Annotated in this window: 11 protein-coding genes; all 11 read left to right on the top strand. The window is 44.0% G+C overall.

Annotation, left to right across the window (positions count from 1 at the left end):
• Nucleotides 1-288 precede the first annotated feature (288 nt).
• The 11 genes from LX24_RS00500 to mutS all read left to right on the top strand — a co-directional run bounded on the left by LX24_RS00500 (nt 289) and on the right by mutS (nt 15,518).
• Nucleotides 289-1,926 carry an AMP-binding protein gene (locus tag LX24_RS00500; protein WP_166510180.1) on the top strand — a complete coding sequence of 546 codons (1,638 nt, stop codon included), beginning with the start codon at nt 289-291 and terminating at the stop codon, nt 1,924-1,926.
• A 440-nt stretch (nt 1,927-2,366) separates the two neighbouring features.
• Nucleotides 2,367-3,506 carry an acyl-CoA dehydrogenase gene (locus tag LX24_RS00495; protein WP_166510179.1) on the top strand — a complete coding sequence of 380 codons (1,140 nt, stop codon included), beginning with the start codon at nt 2,367-2,369 and terminating at the stop codon, nt 3,504-3,506.
• A gap of 427 nt (nt 3,507-3,933) precedes the next feature.
• Nucleotides 3,934-4,704 carry an electron transfer flavoprotein subunit beta/FixA family protein gene (locus LX24_RS00490; protein WP_166510178.1) on the top strand — a complete coding sequence of 257 codons (771 nt, stop codon included), beginning with the start codon at nt 3,934-3,936 and terminating at the stop codon, nt 4,702-4,704.
• Between the two features lie 36 nt (nt 4,705-4,740).
• Entirely contained in the window at nt 4,741-5,715 is a 975-nt protein-coding gene (locus LX24_RS00485) for an electron transfer flavoprotein subunit alpha/FixB family protein (protein ID WP_166510177.1), read from the top strand.
• Nucleotides 5,716-5,870: 155 nt separating this feature from the next.
• Nucleotides 5,871-7,886, top strand: coding sequence for a heterodisulfide reductase-related iron-sulfur binding cluster (locus LX24_RS00480; RefSeq protein WP_166510176.1), 2,016 nt, complete (start codon nt 5,871-5,873; stop codon nt 7,884-7,886).
• A gap of 158 nt (nt 7,887-8,044) precedes the next feature.
• Nucleotides 8,045-9,226: an acetyl-CoA C-acetyltransferase gene (locus LX24_RS00475; protein WP_166510175.1), complete on the top strand. Its 1,182-nt coding sequence runs from the start codon at nt 8,045-8,047 to the stop codon at nt 9,224-9,226.
• Nucleotides 9,227-9,275: 49 nt separating this feature from the next.
• Complete coding sequence (locus tag LX24_RS00470; RefSeq protein WP_207706494.1) at nt 9,276-10,124, top strand: 3-hydroxybutyryl-CoA dehydrogenase; 849 nt, start codon at nt 9,276-9,278, stop codon at nt 10,122-10,124.
• Nucleotides 10,125-10,147: 23 nt separating this feature from the next.
• Nucleotides 10,148-10,930 carry an enoyl-CoA hydratase-related protein gene (locus tag LX24_RS00465; protein ID WP_166510173.1) on the top strand — a complete coding sequence of 261 codons (783 nt, stop codon included), beginning with the start codon at nt 10,148-10,150 and terminating at the stop codon, nt 10,928-10,930.
• 103 nt (nt 10,931-11,033) lie between these two features.
• Complete coding sequence (miaB, locus tag LX24_RS00460) at nt 11,034-12,359, top strand: tRNA (N6-isopentenyl adenosine(37)-C2)-methylthiotransferase MiaB (RefSeq protein WP_243131541.1); 1,326 nt, start codon at nt 11,034-11,036, stop codon at nt 12,357-12,359.
• Between the two features lie 18 nt (nt 12,360-12,377).
• Entirely contained in the window at nt 12,378-12,758 is a 381-nt protein-coding gene (locus tag LX24_RS00455) for a YlbF/YmcA family competence regulator (RefSeq protein ID WP_166510172.1), read from the top strand.
• A gap of 114 nt (nt 12,759-12,872) precedes the next feature.
• Nucleotides 12,873-15,518 (top strand): DNA mismatch repair protein MutS, encoded by a 2,646-nt coding sequence (mutS, locus tag LX24_RS00450; protein ID WP_166510171.1) that lies wholly within the window; start codon nt 12,873-12,875, stop codon nt 15,516-15,518.
• Nucleotides 15,519-15,541 lie beyond the last annotated feature (23 nt).

Here is a 15,541-nt window from a genome sequence, read left to right as displayed (position 1 = left end):
CTTGTTTACACTGGTCAAAACACGCGCTGGTGATGTGGGTGCCATAGTGTGTTGAATGTTCGGGCACTGTCTTTATTTGTTGACGATGGCTTTACCCCATATGATATAGATAAAACCGGTTGGGCGTCATTGAGTGCCTTTAAGCAATAAATATAAGCCACTAAAAGTATTTGTCAGAAAAGTGGCTAATTTTTTGCAATAACAAATAATAAGAAAAATGCAGAATTATAAACAGCATTTTTTCTGGCATCGGAAAAATACATTAATATAGCAAAGAAGGGGGATTTTATGAGCCAGACGCATAATATGGTGGACTATGAAAAAACGTATGCGGAATTTAAATGGGAGGTTCCTGAATATTATAATTTTGCCAGAGATGTACTGGATAAGTGGGCTGAAGACAAGGATAAGCTGGCCATTTGGTGGGTGGACGATGATGATAATGAAGTAAAGAAAACCTTTGCCCAGTTGTGTCAAAGATCCAGGCAACTGTGTAATGTCCTTGCCAGCCAAGGGGTTAAAAAAGGCGATGTTGTTGTGGTAATAATGCCCAGACTGCTTGAATGGTGGGAGATAAACATTGCTTGTTTGCGCATGGGTGCCGTTATTAGTCCCGGTACCACTCAGTTAACGCCTAAGGATTTGAAATACCGGTTTGATTCCGCCGAAGCGGTTTGTATCATTACCGATGCTGATAACGCTCCAAAAGTAGATGAAGTGCGGGCAGATTGCCCCAGTGTCAAGAGTTTTATTTTAGTGGGTGATAAAAAAGAGGGCTGGACAAATTATGAAGAGGCTGTAAGCAGTGCTTCGGACCAGTTTGAAACAGTCAATACCAAAAGTGATGATAATGCCATTTTATACTTTACCTCCGGAACCACCGGGTATCCCAAGATGACTGTGCACACCCACGCCAGTTATCCGATTGGTCATATTGTGACAGGTAAGTACTGGCTTGATTTAACACCGAATGATTTGCACTGGAACCTGTCCGATACCGGTTGGGCCAAAGCAGCGTGGAGTAGCTTTTTTGGCCCCTGGTGTTGCGGTGCGGCATTATTCGTGCACCATACCCCGCGATTTGACGTTAAAAAGACATTGAGAAACTTGGAGAAATATCCCGTTACCACATTGTGTGGGCCACCTACCGCATATCGTATGTTTGTGTTGGAGGATCTGTCCCAGTATAGCTTTAAGTCATTACGCCATGTGGTTGCGGCCGGGGAGCCGTTGAACCCGGAAATAATCGATACCTGGGAAGAGCATACCGGTTTGAAGATCAGAGACGGTTACGGGCAAACTGAGAGCGTATGTTTAGCAGGATCCTTCCCTTGCCTGGAGGTGCGGGCCGGTTCCATGGGTAAACCCAGTCCGGGTTTTGTGGTGGAAGTTATTGATGATGAGGGGAACATAGTACCCCGTGGTAAAGAAGGCGACATTGCTGTTAAAGTTAAACCTGAAAGGCCAGTGGGATTATTTAAAGAATATTGGAAAAATCCGGATAAAACTGCGTCATCCTACCGGGGAGATTGGTATATAACCGGTGACCGCGCCATCAAAGATGAGGATGGTTACCTGTGGTTTGTTGGTCGGGCCGATGACGTAATACTGGCTTCCGGTTACCGGATTGGTCCTTTTGAAGTGGAAAGTGCGCTGCTTGAACACCCGGCTGTTGCCGAGTCGGCTGTGGTATCCAGTCCGGACGAGGTTCGCGGTGAAGTGGTTAAAGCTTTCGTAATTCTTGCCCCCGGTTATACAGCTTCAGATGAATTGGTCAAGGAATTGCAGGATCATGTTAAAAAAGTGACCGCCCCTTATAAGTATCCACGGAAAATTGAATTCGTTGAAAGCCTGCCCAAGACCATAAGTGGTAAAATCAGACGCATTGAATTGCGTGAAAAAGAATGGGCTGCTGTTAAAAAATAATAAAAATACTGGACGGGTGTTACTCCCGTCCAAATTTTTTACCGGGAAATAACTTAAAAACTATTGACGACTATGCGATTATGAAATAACTTATTAGTAACATACTGACTGAATGTTCAATCAGTATGTTGGGGTGTGGTATTAGATGAAAGAGGTGGTAGCCGTTTTTTTGTCCATGTGTGTAGACATATAAACGATCTTGGAATAGGATTGGTGTTGCAATAAACCGTTATGTGTTGGTTTGATAACCTTTCGAGTGGGATAACAGGTTTTGTAGAGCTAACTTTTCCGCACTATTCTGTTTATTAGGTTTGGCATGTTTCTTGCGTGATAATAGTTGAAAAGGGGACAACTTGGTGAAAACTTAGCAAGTATGCGCATAAGTAGTAGCTGGTTATGCCCATAAAGTTTTGTCTCCATACACAAAAGGAGGAATAGGTGTGGAATTTATATTAAGTGAAGAACAAGAAATGATCCGTAAGACGGTACGGGATTTTGCGGAAAAGGAAGTTGCCCCCAAGGCAGGCCCCATGGATGAAGCCGAAGAGTATGATTGGAAGCTATGGGATGACATGGCCGAGATGGGCCTCAGCGGTATACCTTTCCCTGAGGAATATGGCGGTGCGGGAATGGATAATGTCTGTTATGCCATCGCCGTTGAGGAGTTATCACGGGTATGTGCTTCCACGGGGGTGTTGGTTTCCGCCCACACATCGTTGTGTTCATGGCCAATATATGCATTTGGTACGGAGGAGCAGAAACAAAAGTATCTGGTGCCGCTGGCCAGCGGTGAAAAAATCGGAGCCTTGGGTTTAACTGAGCCCTCCGCTGGTTCTGATGCCGGTTCTGTAAAGACAACTGCTGTGCTTGATGGCGACGAGTATGTTTTAAACGGAACCAAGATATTTATTACCAACGGCGAAAAGGCTGATATTTATGTAGTTATCGCCAGTACCGATAAATCAAAAGGAAGTAGAGGAACAGCAGCTTTTATTGTGGAGAAGGGTACACCTGGCTTTACCTTTGGTAAAAAAGAACATAAAATGGGCATCAGGGCTTCTTCCACATATGAGCTGGTGTTTGAGAATTGCCGTATTCCCAAGGAAAATTTACTTGGCGAGGACGGCAAGGGCTTTAAAATAGCTTTAATGACTCTCGACGGCGGCCGGATAGGTATAGCCGCTCAGGCATTGGGTATTGCCCAGGGCGCTTTCGACGAAGCAGTTAAATACAGTAAAATACGCGAACAGTTTAATAAACCGCTAAGTTCTTTCCAGGGTTTACAATGGATGATGGCTGACATGGCTACCCGGATAGACGCGGCAAGGCTGTTGGTATACAGGGCCGCTTACCTAAAAGATAAAGGTCTTCCATATAGTAAAGAATCGGCCATGGCTAAATTATACGCATCGGAATGTGCCATGTGGGTGACTACCAAAGCGGTACAGATTTTCGGCGGTTATGGTTATACCAGGGAGTATCCGGTGGAGCGCATGATGCGGGATGCTAAAATTACAGAGATTTACGAGGGTACCAGTGAGGTGCAGCGCATAGTAATTGCGGCTAATATTTTAAAATAGGCGTTATTGGTTTGATATTAATAAATGTGCTGTATTGTAACCCTTAGGGCGGCAAAGTCGCCCATTCTTATTGCTATCATTTGGTGAAACAATTATTTTGCTATATTATGTATGTATTTGCTAAAAGGACACAATTAAGTGCCAACTATTAGTAATTGTGATGGCAATTATTCTTAAATATTATAACACGGTTAAGAAGAAAAAAAGGATTTTTATTTTTCATAACGAATGATAATTAATGATGGCATGTATCTTACAGTTTACACTTGTAATCTGTGTGCAACCGCTGTGATTGATTAGTGATATCAGACCACACCCTCACGAGCATTCCGAATAGTTGCACTATTGCCATCATCCCAAAACCCAGGTCAATCAAGTAATGGACCCGGTGTATTAAGTTACACTTAATCAGCAAAGGAGGAAGCGTATGAAAATCCTAGTTTGCCTGAAGCAAACCTTTGACACGGAGGCCAAAATCACTCTGGACAGTAACGGCAAAATAGAGCGTAAAGGGGTTAGTATGATTATGAACCCCTACGATGAGTTTGCTGTGGAAGAAGCCCTGCGAATAAAAGAAAAAGGTGAGGGTGAAGTTACCGTAATCAGTATTGGTGGCCAACAAGCTCAGGATGCACTGAGACAGGCTTTGGCAATGGGTGCAGATAATGCTGTGTTGGTTGATGTTGGTGACATGGAGATTGATGAATACTCCACCGCCACCATCCTGGCCAAAGTTATTGGCGACATGGAATATGATCTCATTCTCGGCGGTTTCAGGGCTATTGATGATGGTTCGGCACAGGTGGCCGGCAGAGTAGCGGAAATTTTAAATGTTCCAGTGGTCAATGTGGTTACCAAGTTGGAAATTGAGGGCGGCAAAGCTCTGGCCACCCGTGAAATTGAAGGCGGCAGTGAAGTTGTGGAAGTTTCCCTGCCGGCAGTGATTACTGCTCAGAAAGGCTTAAATGAACCTCGTTATCCTTCCATGAAGGGTATTATGAAAGCTAAGAAGAAGCCTATGAAAAAAATGACTTTGGCAGATACCGGTTTGGATGACAGCCAGGTCGCTCCTAAAGTAAAGGCAATCTCCTTCTCGCTGCCGGAAGCGCGTCAAGCTGGTAAAATAATTCCGGGTGAAGCAGCCCAAGCCGCCCAAGAACTTGCCAAGCTGTTGCGCGAAGAAGCAAAGGTTATCTAGTCAAATAGCATATTTTTTGAAGGAGGGAAATAGTTAATGGCGAAAGGAATTTGGGTTTTTGCCGAACAGCTTGGAGGACAGGTTAAAAAAGTTACTTTTGAATTGTTAACCGAAGGTCGTAAAGCAGCTGATCAGCTTGGAGAAGAGTTGTGTGCGGTTTTAGTTGGTAAAGATGTGGCTGGATTAGCTGAATCCCTTGGTGAATATGGTGCAGATAAAGTATATGTTGTAGATAATGCTGCTTTGGAAAATTACACCACCGATGGTTACACCAATGTAGTAGCTGATTTGATTAAACAGTATGAACCCAGTGCCTTTTTACTTGGTTGCACGGTAACCGGTCGCGATTTGGCTGCCCAGGTGGCCCAGCGTCTGCAAACCGGTTTGATGACCGACTGCACAGGTATGGAAATTGCCGATGGGCAGCTGATTTTTACTCGCCCGTTGTATGCCGGCAAAGTTTTCGTTAAGGCTGCCTGCCCCGAAGCAAGGCCCGTCATGGCAACAATTCGCCCCAATACGTTTGCTGCTGTGGCCAATCCCAAGGCGGCTGAAGTGGTTAAAGTTGATGCCAACGCCGGTGATATTCGCCAGGTTATTAAGGATATCGTGCGTCAGGTTTCAGAACGCCCGGAACTTACCGAAGCCGATATTATTGTCAGCGGTGGCCGGGGTATGAAGGGACCCGAAAACTTTAAAATTTTAGAAGAGTTAGCCGATGTACTGGGTGCCGCCGTAGGTGCTTCCAGGGCTGCGGTGGATGCAGGTTGGGTACCCCATAGCTTCCAGGTGGGACAAACCGGTAAAACTGTTTCACCTGTACTGTACATTGCCTGTGGTATTTCCGGGGCTATCCAGCATTTGGCCGGTATGAGCTCTGCCAAATGCATCGTGGCTATCAATAAAGATGAAGAGGCCAACATTTTTAAAGTGGCCGACTATGGTATCGTTGGAGACCTTTTCGAAGTTGTACCTATTTTAAAGGAAGAATTAAAGAAAGTGCTTGCTTAGATGAATAATTGCAGCAGAGTGTCTAAAGGGCTGCTCTGCTGCAAAAAAATTATCATTATTCAAAAATGGGGAAAACAGGGAAAAGAGGTTATGTGTTGGCCAAAAACGGGTATTAGCCCGGGAATGCCGAAATAATCGGCGAGGTGAAGGTCAACATGTTAACTTTAAAAATTTTACTTTTTATAGTGTTGTTGCTTTATAGCTTGTATTCTTTTGGTATGGGTATAAAAGAACGGTATGAAATTTTGGCTATGGCCAAGCCTGAAAATAGGTTTGACCAACCCGGGCAGAGGTTATTGGGAGCTCTTAGTATAGTACTGGGGCAAAAAAGATTAATGCGTGAGCCCGGGGCGGGTTTAATGCACCTTTGTATCTTTTGGGGTCTGGTGATTTTTTCACTTGGTATAATTGTAGTAATGTTGGAAGGATTGTTTCCCGGCTTAATGATTCCGGTTCTGGGGAGTAATCCATATTTTTACTTATTAGTCGATGTTTTTGGTTTAGTGGCTATCATTGGTATGCTGGTATCTGCCTATCGTAGATATATTGCCAAAGTGCCGCGCCTGGGAGTGGGCGACTGGTCTGAGGAAAGGGTTATTGTCGGCTTAATTTCCGGAATTGTTCTACTAGTTATAAGTTATTTCGTGTCCAGCGGGGCAAACGCCGTAACTGCCGGCGCAGACCGTTATGTGCTGGCCCCTGTAACCGGTATGCTGGTAGCGATGTGGAGCAGCATGTCACCATCAAGTAGTCAGGTTATATATGAAGTCTTTTGGTGGATGCATGTTATTCTGGCTTTTGGGCTGCTGGTCTTTTTCCGTTACTCCCATCTGGTGCACCCGCTGGCGGCACCCATAAATATATATCTGCGTAATTTACAGCCCCGGGGCGGATCCATTAAAAGTTTGGATTTGGAAAACGAAGAAGAAGAAAATTTCGGGGTAAGTAAAATTACCGACTATACCTGGAAACAGCTACTGGATTGTTTTGCTTGTGCCGAGTGCGGCCGCTGTCAGGATAACTGCCCGGCTTATCTAAGCGGTAAGCCATTATCCCCCAAAAAGTTGATAGCTGCTCTTAAAGATAATTTACCCCGTAAGACTAAAGCCGCGGGCAATTTGAAAGAAGCCTATGCAGCCGCTGAAACAAATGATGAAGCCAGTTTACCGGAACTGGCCGGTGAAGTGATCAGTGAAGATATCATTTGGTCCTGTACTACATGTTATGCTTGTCAGGAGCACTGCCCGCAATTAAACGAACATATTAATAAAATCATTGACTTGAGACGCAATTTGGTTCTGGACCGCAGTGAATTTCCCAGTGAAGCTCAATTGGCTTTTACCAATATGGAGCGAAACTACAACCCCTGGGGTGTTGGTTGGTCCAACCGTGGGGATTGGGCTGATGACCTTGATGTGCCTACCATGGAAGACAATAAAGATGCTGAGTATTTACTCTTCGTAGGCTGTGCAGGTTCATTTGATGACCGGATTAAAAATGTAACCACCGCGTTGGTTAAAATACTTAAAGCTGCGGGTATAAGTTTTGCCGTCTTAGGCAGTGAGGAAAAATGTTGTGGTGATTCGGCCCGCAGATTGGGTAACGAATACTTATATCAATCCCTGGTGGAAGAGAATATTGAAGTATTCAACGAATATGGAGTTAAGAAAATTATTACCGCCTGTCCGCACTGTTTCAATAGTTTAAAAAATGAATACCCCAACTTTGGCGGTAATTACGAAGTCATTCACCATACTCAGTTGATTAATAACTTAATTGCGAATAAAAAGTTGAACTTACAAGGTGCCGGTGACTCATTTAAACTGACCTATCACGATTCCTGCTACCTTGGACGTTATAACAGCGAATACGATGCACCTCGTAGCATTATAGGACAGTTGCCAGGTGCCTCTTTTGTAGAAATGTCTAGAAATAAAGACAGGGCATTTTGCTGTGGTGCAGGCGGCGGTAGAATGTGGCTGGAAGAGACGCTGGGTAACAGAATTAACGTAATGAGAACGGAGCAGGCTTTACAAACCCAGCCGGAAGTGATAGCTGTTAACTGCCCGTTCTGCCTAACTATGATTGAAGACGGTCTTAAAGAACATGATCAAGCAGAGAATGTAAAAACTAAGGATATTGCAGAACTAGTGGCACATTATTTGCAATAACCTGTAATAAATGTTTTGTTTTTAAGCCGGCGGAACATTTTCGCCGGCTTAAAATTAATTGAAGTGCATTAATATCATGCACAAACAATGTCGTTTATTGTTAAAAAATTATTGTCTTATTTGCGTAATTACGAAAGTTTAGAAAGGAGAGAATAATTATGCGTGAAGCTGTTATTGTCAGTTCGGTTCGTACAGCGGTAGGTAAGTACGGTGGTTCACTGGCCGGTATACCCGCTGCGGACATGGGTGCACTGGTAATAAATGAGGCACTGCGCAGAGCTGGTATAGAGCCCAACCAGGTGGATGAGGTAATCATGGGTAACGTTTTACAGGCTGGTTTAGGACAAAACCCGGCCCGTCAAGCAGCCGTGAAGGCCGGCATTCCCCATGAGATACCGGCTTGGACTTTAAACAAAGTATGCGGATCCGGGTTGAAAACGGTTGGCCTGGCTGCTCAACTGGTATCCGCCGGTGAAGCTGATGTTATAGTGGCCGGGGGAATTGAGAACATGTCTGCAGCTCCTTACCTGGTGGAAAAAGGACGCTGGGGTTATCGCATGGGTGATGCTAAGCTGGTGGATGCTATGATTAGAGACGGGTTATGGTGTGCATTTAATGATGTACATATGGGCATAACCGCAGAGAATATTGCTACTAAGTACGGTATTACCAGGGAAGAACAGGATGCTTTTGCGGTCAGGAGCCAGCAACGGGCCATTGCAGCCATTGATGAAGGACGTTTTAAAGAAGAGATTTTGCCGGTGCAGCTGCCATCTAAAAAAGGAGATCCTGTTTACTTTGATACCGATGAGTTCCCCCGCCGGGGTACGACCATTGAAGTACTGGCCAAGTTAAAACCTGCATTTAAAAAAGACGGTACTGTAACGGCCGGTAATGCTTCCGGAATTAACGATGCGGCAGCTGCTGTGGTGGTTATGTCCGCTGAAAAAGCTGTTGAACTGGGGGTAAAACCTTTATTCACTGTTAGATCAACGGCTTCCGCCGGGGTTGATCCTGCCTACATGGGACTGGGTCCGATTCCCGCCAGTAAAAAGGCTCTGGCCAAGGCAGGTCTCACCATAGCGGATATGGATCTTATCGAGGCCAACGAGGCATTTGCCGCCCAGGCACTGGCAGTGGTGCGGGAACTGGAAATGCCTGCGGATATAACCAACGTCAACGGCGGTGCCATTGCCATTGGACACCCCATTGGCTGCAGCGGCACCAGGATACTGGTTAGCCTTTTGCATGAAATGAAACGCCGGGGAAGCAAATATGGCCTGGCCACATTATGTATCGGTGGCGGGCAAGGTACCGCGTTGGTGGTGGAAAATATTTAGCTGGTTAATTAAAAAAACTTATAAATAATTGGGAGGGATAACTGTGGAAATTAAAAAAATTATGGTAATTGGCGCCGGGCAAATGGGTTCAGGTATAGCTCAAGTTTCAGCCATGGCAGGACTGGATGTTGTACTGAACGATATTAAAGATGAATTTGTCAGCAGAGGTTTGGGCGTAATTGAGAAAAATCTTAGCCGTGATGTGAGCAAAGGCCGGTTGGATGAGGCAGGTAAAGAGGCAATCCTCAAACGCTTTAAGCCGTCCACCAGCTTACAAGATGCTACGGATGTAGACATAGTAGTGGAAGCAGCCATTGAAAATATGGAGATAAAAGCAAAAATATTTCGCGAATTAGATGAAATCGCACCCGAGCATGCTATTCTGGCCAGCAACACATCGTCTTTACCGATTACTGAGATAGCCGCTGTAACCAAGCGCCCGGAAAAAGTCATCGGCATGCATTTCATGAATCCTGTGCCGGTAATGAAACTGGTGGAAATCATTCGCGGCTTGGCCACCAGTGATGATACATTTAACAAGGTAAAAGAATTGAGCGAGCGGATGAATAAAGTACCTGTGGAGGTAAATGACGCTCCCGGTTTTGTGAGTAACCGCGTATTGATACCCATGATTAACGAAGCTGTTTATTGCGTTTATGAAGGAATTGCCACGCCCGAGGCGGTTGACCAGGTTATGAAGTTGGGTATGAATCATCCCATGGGACCGTTGGCCTTGGCAGACTTGATTGGTCTTGATACTTGCCTTTATATTATGGAAGTATTACATGATGGTCTGGGTGACAGTAAATATCGTCCCTGCCCGCTGTTGCGCAAATATGTGGCGGCAGGCTGGCTAGGTAGAAAATCCGGTCGAGGTTTTTATGTATACGAAAAATAATTAACTTGCCAGGAGGGATTTTAATGGCTTGGAATAATATCTTGTTGGAAAAAGATAACGATATTGCTGTATTGACGATAAACAGGCCCAAGGTGCTTAATGCTTTAAACGCGGAAACATTGCAGGAAATAGATGCAGCTATGGATCAATTGGAAAAGGATGATGATGTGCGGGTGGTCATTATCACCGGCGCTGGAGATAAAGCCTTTGTGGCAGGTGCTGACATAGCTTTCATGCAAACTTTGAAGCCTTTGGAAGCCAGAAAGTTTGCCCGGTTGGGGCAGAACGTATTCAGTAAGATTGAAAACTTATCCAAGCCAGTAATTGCTGCCATTAACGGTTTTGCTCTGGGTGGAGGTTGTGAACTGTCCATGGCTTGCGACATTCGCATTGCTGCAGAAAACGCCAAACTTGGCCAACCGGAAGTTAATCTTGGATTAATTGCTGGTTTTGGTGGTACTCAACGGTTAACCAGGTTGGTTAATCCCGGTCTAGCCAAGGAAATATTGTTTACTGCCGATATGTATAACGCCGAAGCCGCACAACGCATGGGACTGGTAAACCATGTGGTGCCCACCGGGGAACTGATGGATTTTTGTAAAAACATGGCTAAACGTATTGCCTCCCGTGGTCCAGTGGCGGTACAGTTAACCAAAGAAGCGGTGAATGAAGGTTTGGAGATGGACCTGGAAAAAGCATTCAGGCACGAGGCTGACCTTTTTGGAGTGGTGTTTGCCACGGAAGACAGAGATGAAGGTATTTCATCTTTTCTAAATAAGAAAAAACCCGAATTTAAAGGTAGATAATAGCAATGAAGGGGGCGGTCCATTCGACCGTCCTTTTTTGTATTACCAATAAAAATATGTGTTATAATAGCAGATATTAATTGTACAAAAAGATGGTGAAAAATTGAAGAAGTATTATATTATTACCTTCGGTTGCCAAATGAATGAGCACGACTCCGAATTGATTGCCGGCATGCTGGAGAATAAAGGGTATTTATCCGCGGAAGACCAGTATGATGCCGATATCGTTGTTGTTAACACTTGCTGTGTTCGGGAAACGGCGGAAAACAAAGTATTCGGTCTTTTAGGCAGGCTAGGCCAGCTAAAAAAACAAAGGCCACATCTAATTATCGCCATGGGCGGGTGTATGAGCCAGCAAGTGCATATCGGTAAAAGAATAAAACAACGTTTCCAGTATGTAGATATTGTATTTGGCACCCATAATATACATATGTTGCCGGAATTGATAGACCGGGTAGAAGAGCAAAAAAAACAAATTATAGACATTTGGCCTGATAAAAAAGAAATAATCGAAGGATTATCCAAAAAGCGTTTCCATGGAGTACGGGCCTGGGTCAATATTATGTACGGGTGCAATAATTTTTGTACTTATTGTATAGTACCTTACGTGCGCGGGAGGGAAAAAAGCAGACAGCCCGAAGACATTATTAATGAAATTCAGGAACTTGTGCAGCGGGGCTATAAAGATATTACATTGCTTGGCCAAAATGTAAATTCTTATGGTAAAGACCTGAAAGACGGTGTTGATTTCGCTGATTTACTGGTCAAGATAAACGATATAAAAGATTTATGCAGGATACGATATATGACTTCTCATCCCAAGGACTTTTGTGATAAACTGGTGACAACAGTTTCTCGTTTAAATAAAGTATGTGAACATATCCACCTTCCCGTGCAGGCCGGTAGCAACCATATTCTAAAAAAGATGAACCGGGGATATACACGGGAATACTATCTGGAATTAGTTGAAAAAATACGTTCGGCCGTGCCTGGTGTTTCATTAACCACGGATATAATGGTTGGTTTTCCCGGCGAAACTGACGCGGATTTTACAGATACAATGGAGCTTGTAAGAAAAGTTGAATTTGACAGTGCCTTTACTTTCATATATAACAAAAGGCAGGGCACCCCTGCGGCAGGTATGGAAGACCAGATACCTGATGAGATAAAAGTGGAGCGTATTGAAAAACTCATTTCATTGCAAAATGAAATAAGTTTACGCAATAACAAAAAGGAAGTGGGAAAAACACTTGAGTGCTTGGTGGAAGGGCCAAGCAAAACAAATGCTAATTTGATGAGTGCTAGGACAAGAACCAATAAAATAGTGGTTTTTCGGGGTAAACAGGACATGGTTGGTAAGCTGGTGCCATTGCGCATTACCGGATCTGGCCTTACCCATCTAGAGGGAGAGTTTATCCCGGTGGAATAAATATATGGGGGTTATAAAATGTCTATATTGGAAAAAGCCTATGAGCTGGGGCAAGAGATTGCAGCTTCCGAGGAACTCAACAATATGAAAAACGCGGAACTAACAATGATGCAGGATCAAGAGGCCCAAAGCATTATCCAGGAATTCAACGCAAAACAAAGACAATACATGGAGATGCAAAGACAGGGGCAGCAATTAACAGAGACCCAAAAGAAAGAAGTTGCTGATTTGGAAAAGCGGATGCTTGATAATCCATTGATATACAGTTTCTTTCAAGCGCAGCAAAATTTTGAAAAAGTGTTGGAGGAAATCAATAATATTATCTCAAAAGCCATAACCGGTGAACAATCATCATGTAGTGACGAATGCTGCTCTTCCTGCAGTGGATGTGGCCACTAAGCTTTAAAAACCCGGCTTGTAAAATGCCGGGTTTTTTTGAGCAAATTGAATCCATATGCGCCACTTGAAATGAATGATTCCCTTTATGATATAATATTCCCGGGAGGGAACATCGTGGCTTATACTCCGATGATGCAACAATATTTACAAATAAAGAAAAGTTATCAAAACCACATCCTGATGTTTCGCATGGGCGATTTTTATGAAATGTTTTTTGATGACGCACTACTTGCTTCCAAAGAATTGGAGATTGCTTTAACCGCCCGTGACGGGGGCGGCGGGAAAAAGGTACCTATGTGTGGTGTGCCTCATCACGCGGCCCAAACCTATATAGCCCGGCTCATTGAAAGGGGTCATCGGGTGGCCATATGTGAACAAACGGAAGATCCCCGCCAGGCCAAAGGACTCGTCAAGAGGGAGGTAACACGGATTGTTACTCCAGGTACATTGATGGAGGGACAATATCTGGATGACAAAAAAAATAATTACCTAACTGCAGTTGTGGTGGAGGAAACGGGTTGCGGGCTGGCATACTCTGACATTTCAACCGGTTCGTTTTTTGTTACACAGTTTAATGGTCCCAACGCTTATAATGAACTCATTGATGAAATACATCGCTTGCAACCGGCTGAATTGCTATTAACTTCCGAAGCTAATGCTGATTTAAGTAAAAGACTGACAGGAGCAGTCAATATACTATTTACCGCCATTGATGATAGTTTGTTTACTCTGGAATCGGCTGAAAATATAATTAATCAACAGTTTGGCAGCGAATGGAGGGAAACCGGTATTGACCGGCTGGTTTTAGGTTTGCGTGCAGCTGGAGGAATTTTGTTATACTTAATGGAAACCCAAAAGAGGAACCTGCAGCAAATTAACCGGCCACAGATATATCATACCCACCAATATATGAAGATTGATGCCGTATCACGGCGTAATCTGGAATTAACCAGTTCTATTAGGGACGGACAGCGTTGGGGTACACTTATTTGGGTACTTGATTATACATGTACAGCCATGGGTAGCCGGTTATTAAAATTATGGATTGAACAACCTTTACTGGATTCATCCACAATAAAAAAGCGTTTAGATGCAGTGGAAGAATTATTAAATAATTTAATTATGCGTACTCAACTCAGGGAAAATCTAAAACAGGTTTATGACCTGGAACGATTGGCCGGGCGGGTAGCTTATGGAAGCGCCAATGCCAGAGATTTGCTGGCATTAAGGAAATCCTTTGATGTTTTACCTAAAATCAAGGCATTAATAAATAATGTAAACTCGGAATTACTGATTGATATTATCAACTCACTGGATGATATGAGTGATATTAATGAACTGCTGCACCGGGCGTTGGTGGATGACCCCCCGGTACAAGTCAGAGACGGTGGTATTTTAAAATCGGGCTTTCATCCGGAAGTGGATCGATTGCGAGCAGCCAGCCGCAATGGCAAGGATTGGTTAGCCCGGCTGGAGGCCGAGGAAAGACAAAGAACGGGTATAAAATCTTTAAAAGTGGGTTTTAATAAAGTATTTGGTTATTACCTTGAAGTGACCAAAGCTAATTTAAACCAAGTACCGAAACATTATATACGCAGGCAAACTTTGGTCAACGCAGAGCGTTTTATTACCAACCAGTTAAAAGAATACGAAGATATGATCCTTGGTGCCCAGGACCGGTTAGTTCAGTTGGAATACCAATTGTTTGGTGAAATCAGGCAAACCGTGGCCGGCGAATTACAGCGTATACAGGGTACTGCAGGCAGACTGGCTGTTCTTGATGTACTGTCATCTTTAGCTGAGTCGGCCCAGCGGTATAATTTCGTGCGCCCCATTGTTAATAGCAGCAGGAAGATTGTTATTTCAGATGGCCGGCATCCGGTGGTTGAGCGGGTATTAAAAGCAGGTAACTTTGTCCCCAACGATACATATATGGATGAGAACAATAAATTGATATTGCTTACTGGACCCAATATGGCCGGAAAAAGCACATATATGCGCCAGGTAGCTCTAATTACACTGATGGCGCAAATGGGAAGTTTTGTGCCGGCGGCCGCAGCTGAAATAGGTGTGGTTGATTATATCTTTACCCGTATTGGCGCGGCGGATGATCTGGCCGGTGGTCGCAGCACATTTATGGTTGAAATGAGCGAATGCAGGAATATTGTTAATAACGCCACTCCCAACAGTTTGATTATTATGGATGAGGTGGGCAGAGGCACAAGCACTTATGATGGTATAAGCATTGCCAGGGCTTTGGTAGAATACATCCATGATAAAATTGGTGCGAGAACCCTTTTTTCAACCCATTATCACGAGTTAACCGATTTAGAGGCTCTGCCAGGAGTAGTTAACTGCACAGTGAGTGTACACGAGGAAAATGACGAAATAATTTTTTTAAGAAAGGTATTGCCTGGTAAGGTTGATAAAAGTTACGGTATCCAGGTGGCCAGGTTGGCTGGTTTACCCGAAGAAATCCTAAACCGTGCCCATGATGTTTTGCACCGGATGGAGATAACCGTGATGAACCGTCAAGATACTGAAACTGGAACCGACCGGGCTGTGAAAATATCAGTTGCAGGCCGTTGCGATCAGTGTCCAGAGAGATTAATAATTAAAGAACTTGCTAAAGTTGATGTGATGCATATTACTCCAATGCAAGCGTTAACCTTATTGCATCAATGGACGGAAAAATTAAAAGATGATGTGGGGTTAGGTGAAAATTTATTGAAGGAGATTAATATAAGTTCAGAGAATTGATACTTTTATAGGTTTGATACGGG

Origin of the sequence: Desulfallas thermosapovorans DSM 6562, assembly GCF_008124625.1 — a bacterium.
GTDB classification, from domain to species: domain Bacteria; phylum Bacillota; class Desulfotomaculia; order Desulfotomaculales; family Desulfallaceae; genus Sporotomaculum; species Sporotomaculum thermosapovorans.
The sequence above is the reverse complement of the archived record's forward strand: the minus strand, read 5'-3'. Positions and strand labels throughout refer to the sequence as shown.

Bases quoted from the DNA above. Each gene is read 5' to 3' on its own strand.
- LX24_RS00475 (WP_166510175.1), top strand. From the start codon at position 8,045: ATGCGTGAAGCTGTTATTGTCAGTTCGGTTCGTACAGCGGTAGGTAAG.
- LX24_RS00490 (WP_166510178.1), top strand. From the start codon at position 3,934: ATGAAAATCCTAGTTTGCCTGAAGCAAACCTTTGACACGGAGGCCAAA.
- LX24_RS00500 (WP_166510180.1), top strand. From the start codon at position 289: ATGAGCCAGACGCATAATATGGTGGACTATGAAAAAACGTATGCGGAA.
- LX24_RS00465 (WP_166510173.1), top strand. From the start codon at position 10,148: ATGGCTTGGAATAATATCTTGTTGGAAAAAGATAACGATATTGCTGTA.
- LX24_RS00485 (WP_166510177.1), top strand. From the start codon at position 4,741: ATGGCGAAAGGAATTTGGGTTTTTGCCGAACAGCTTGGAGGACAGGTT.
- LX24_RS00455 (WP_166510172.1), top strand. From the start codon at position 12,378: ATGTCTATATTGGAAAAAGCCTATGAGCTGGGGCAAGAGATTGCAGCT.
- LX24_RS00480 (WP_166510176.1), top strand. From the start codon at position 5,871: ATGTTAACTTTAAAAATTTTACTTTTTATAGTGTTGTTGCTTTATAGC.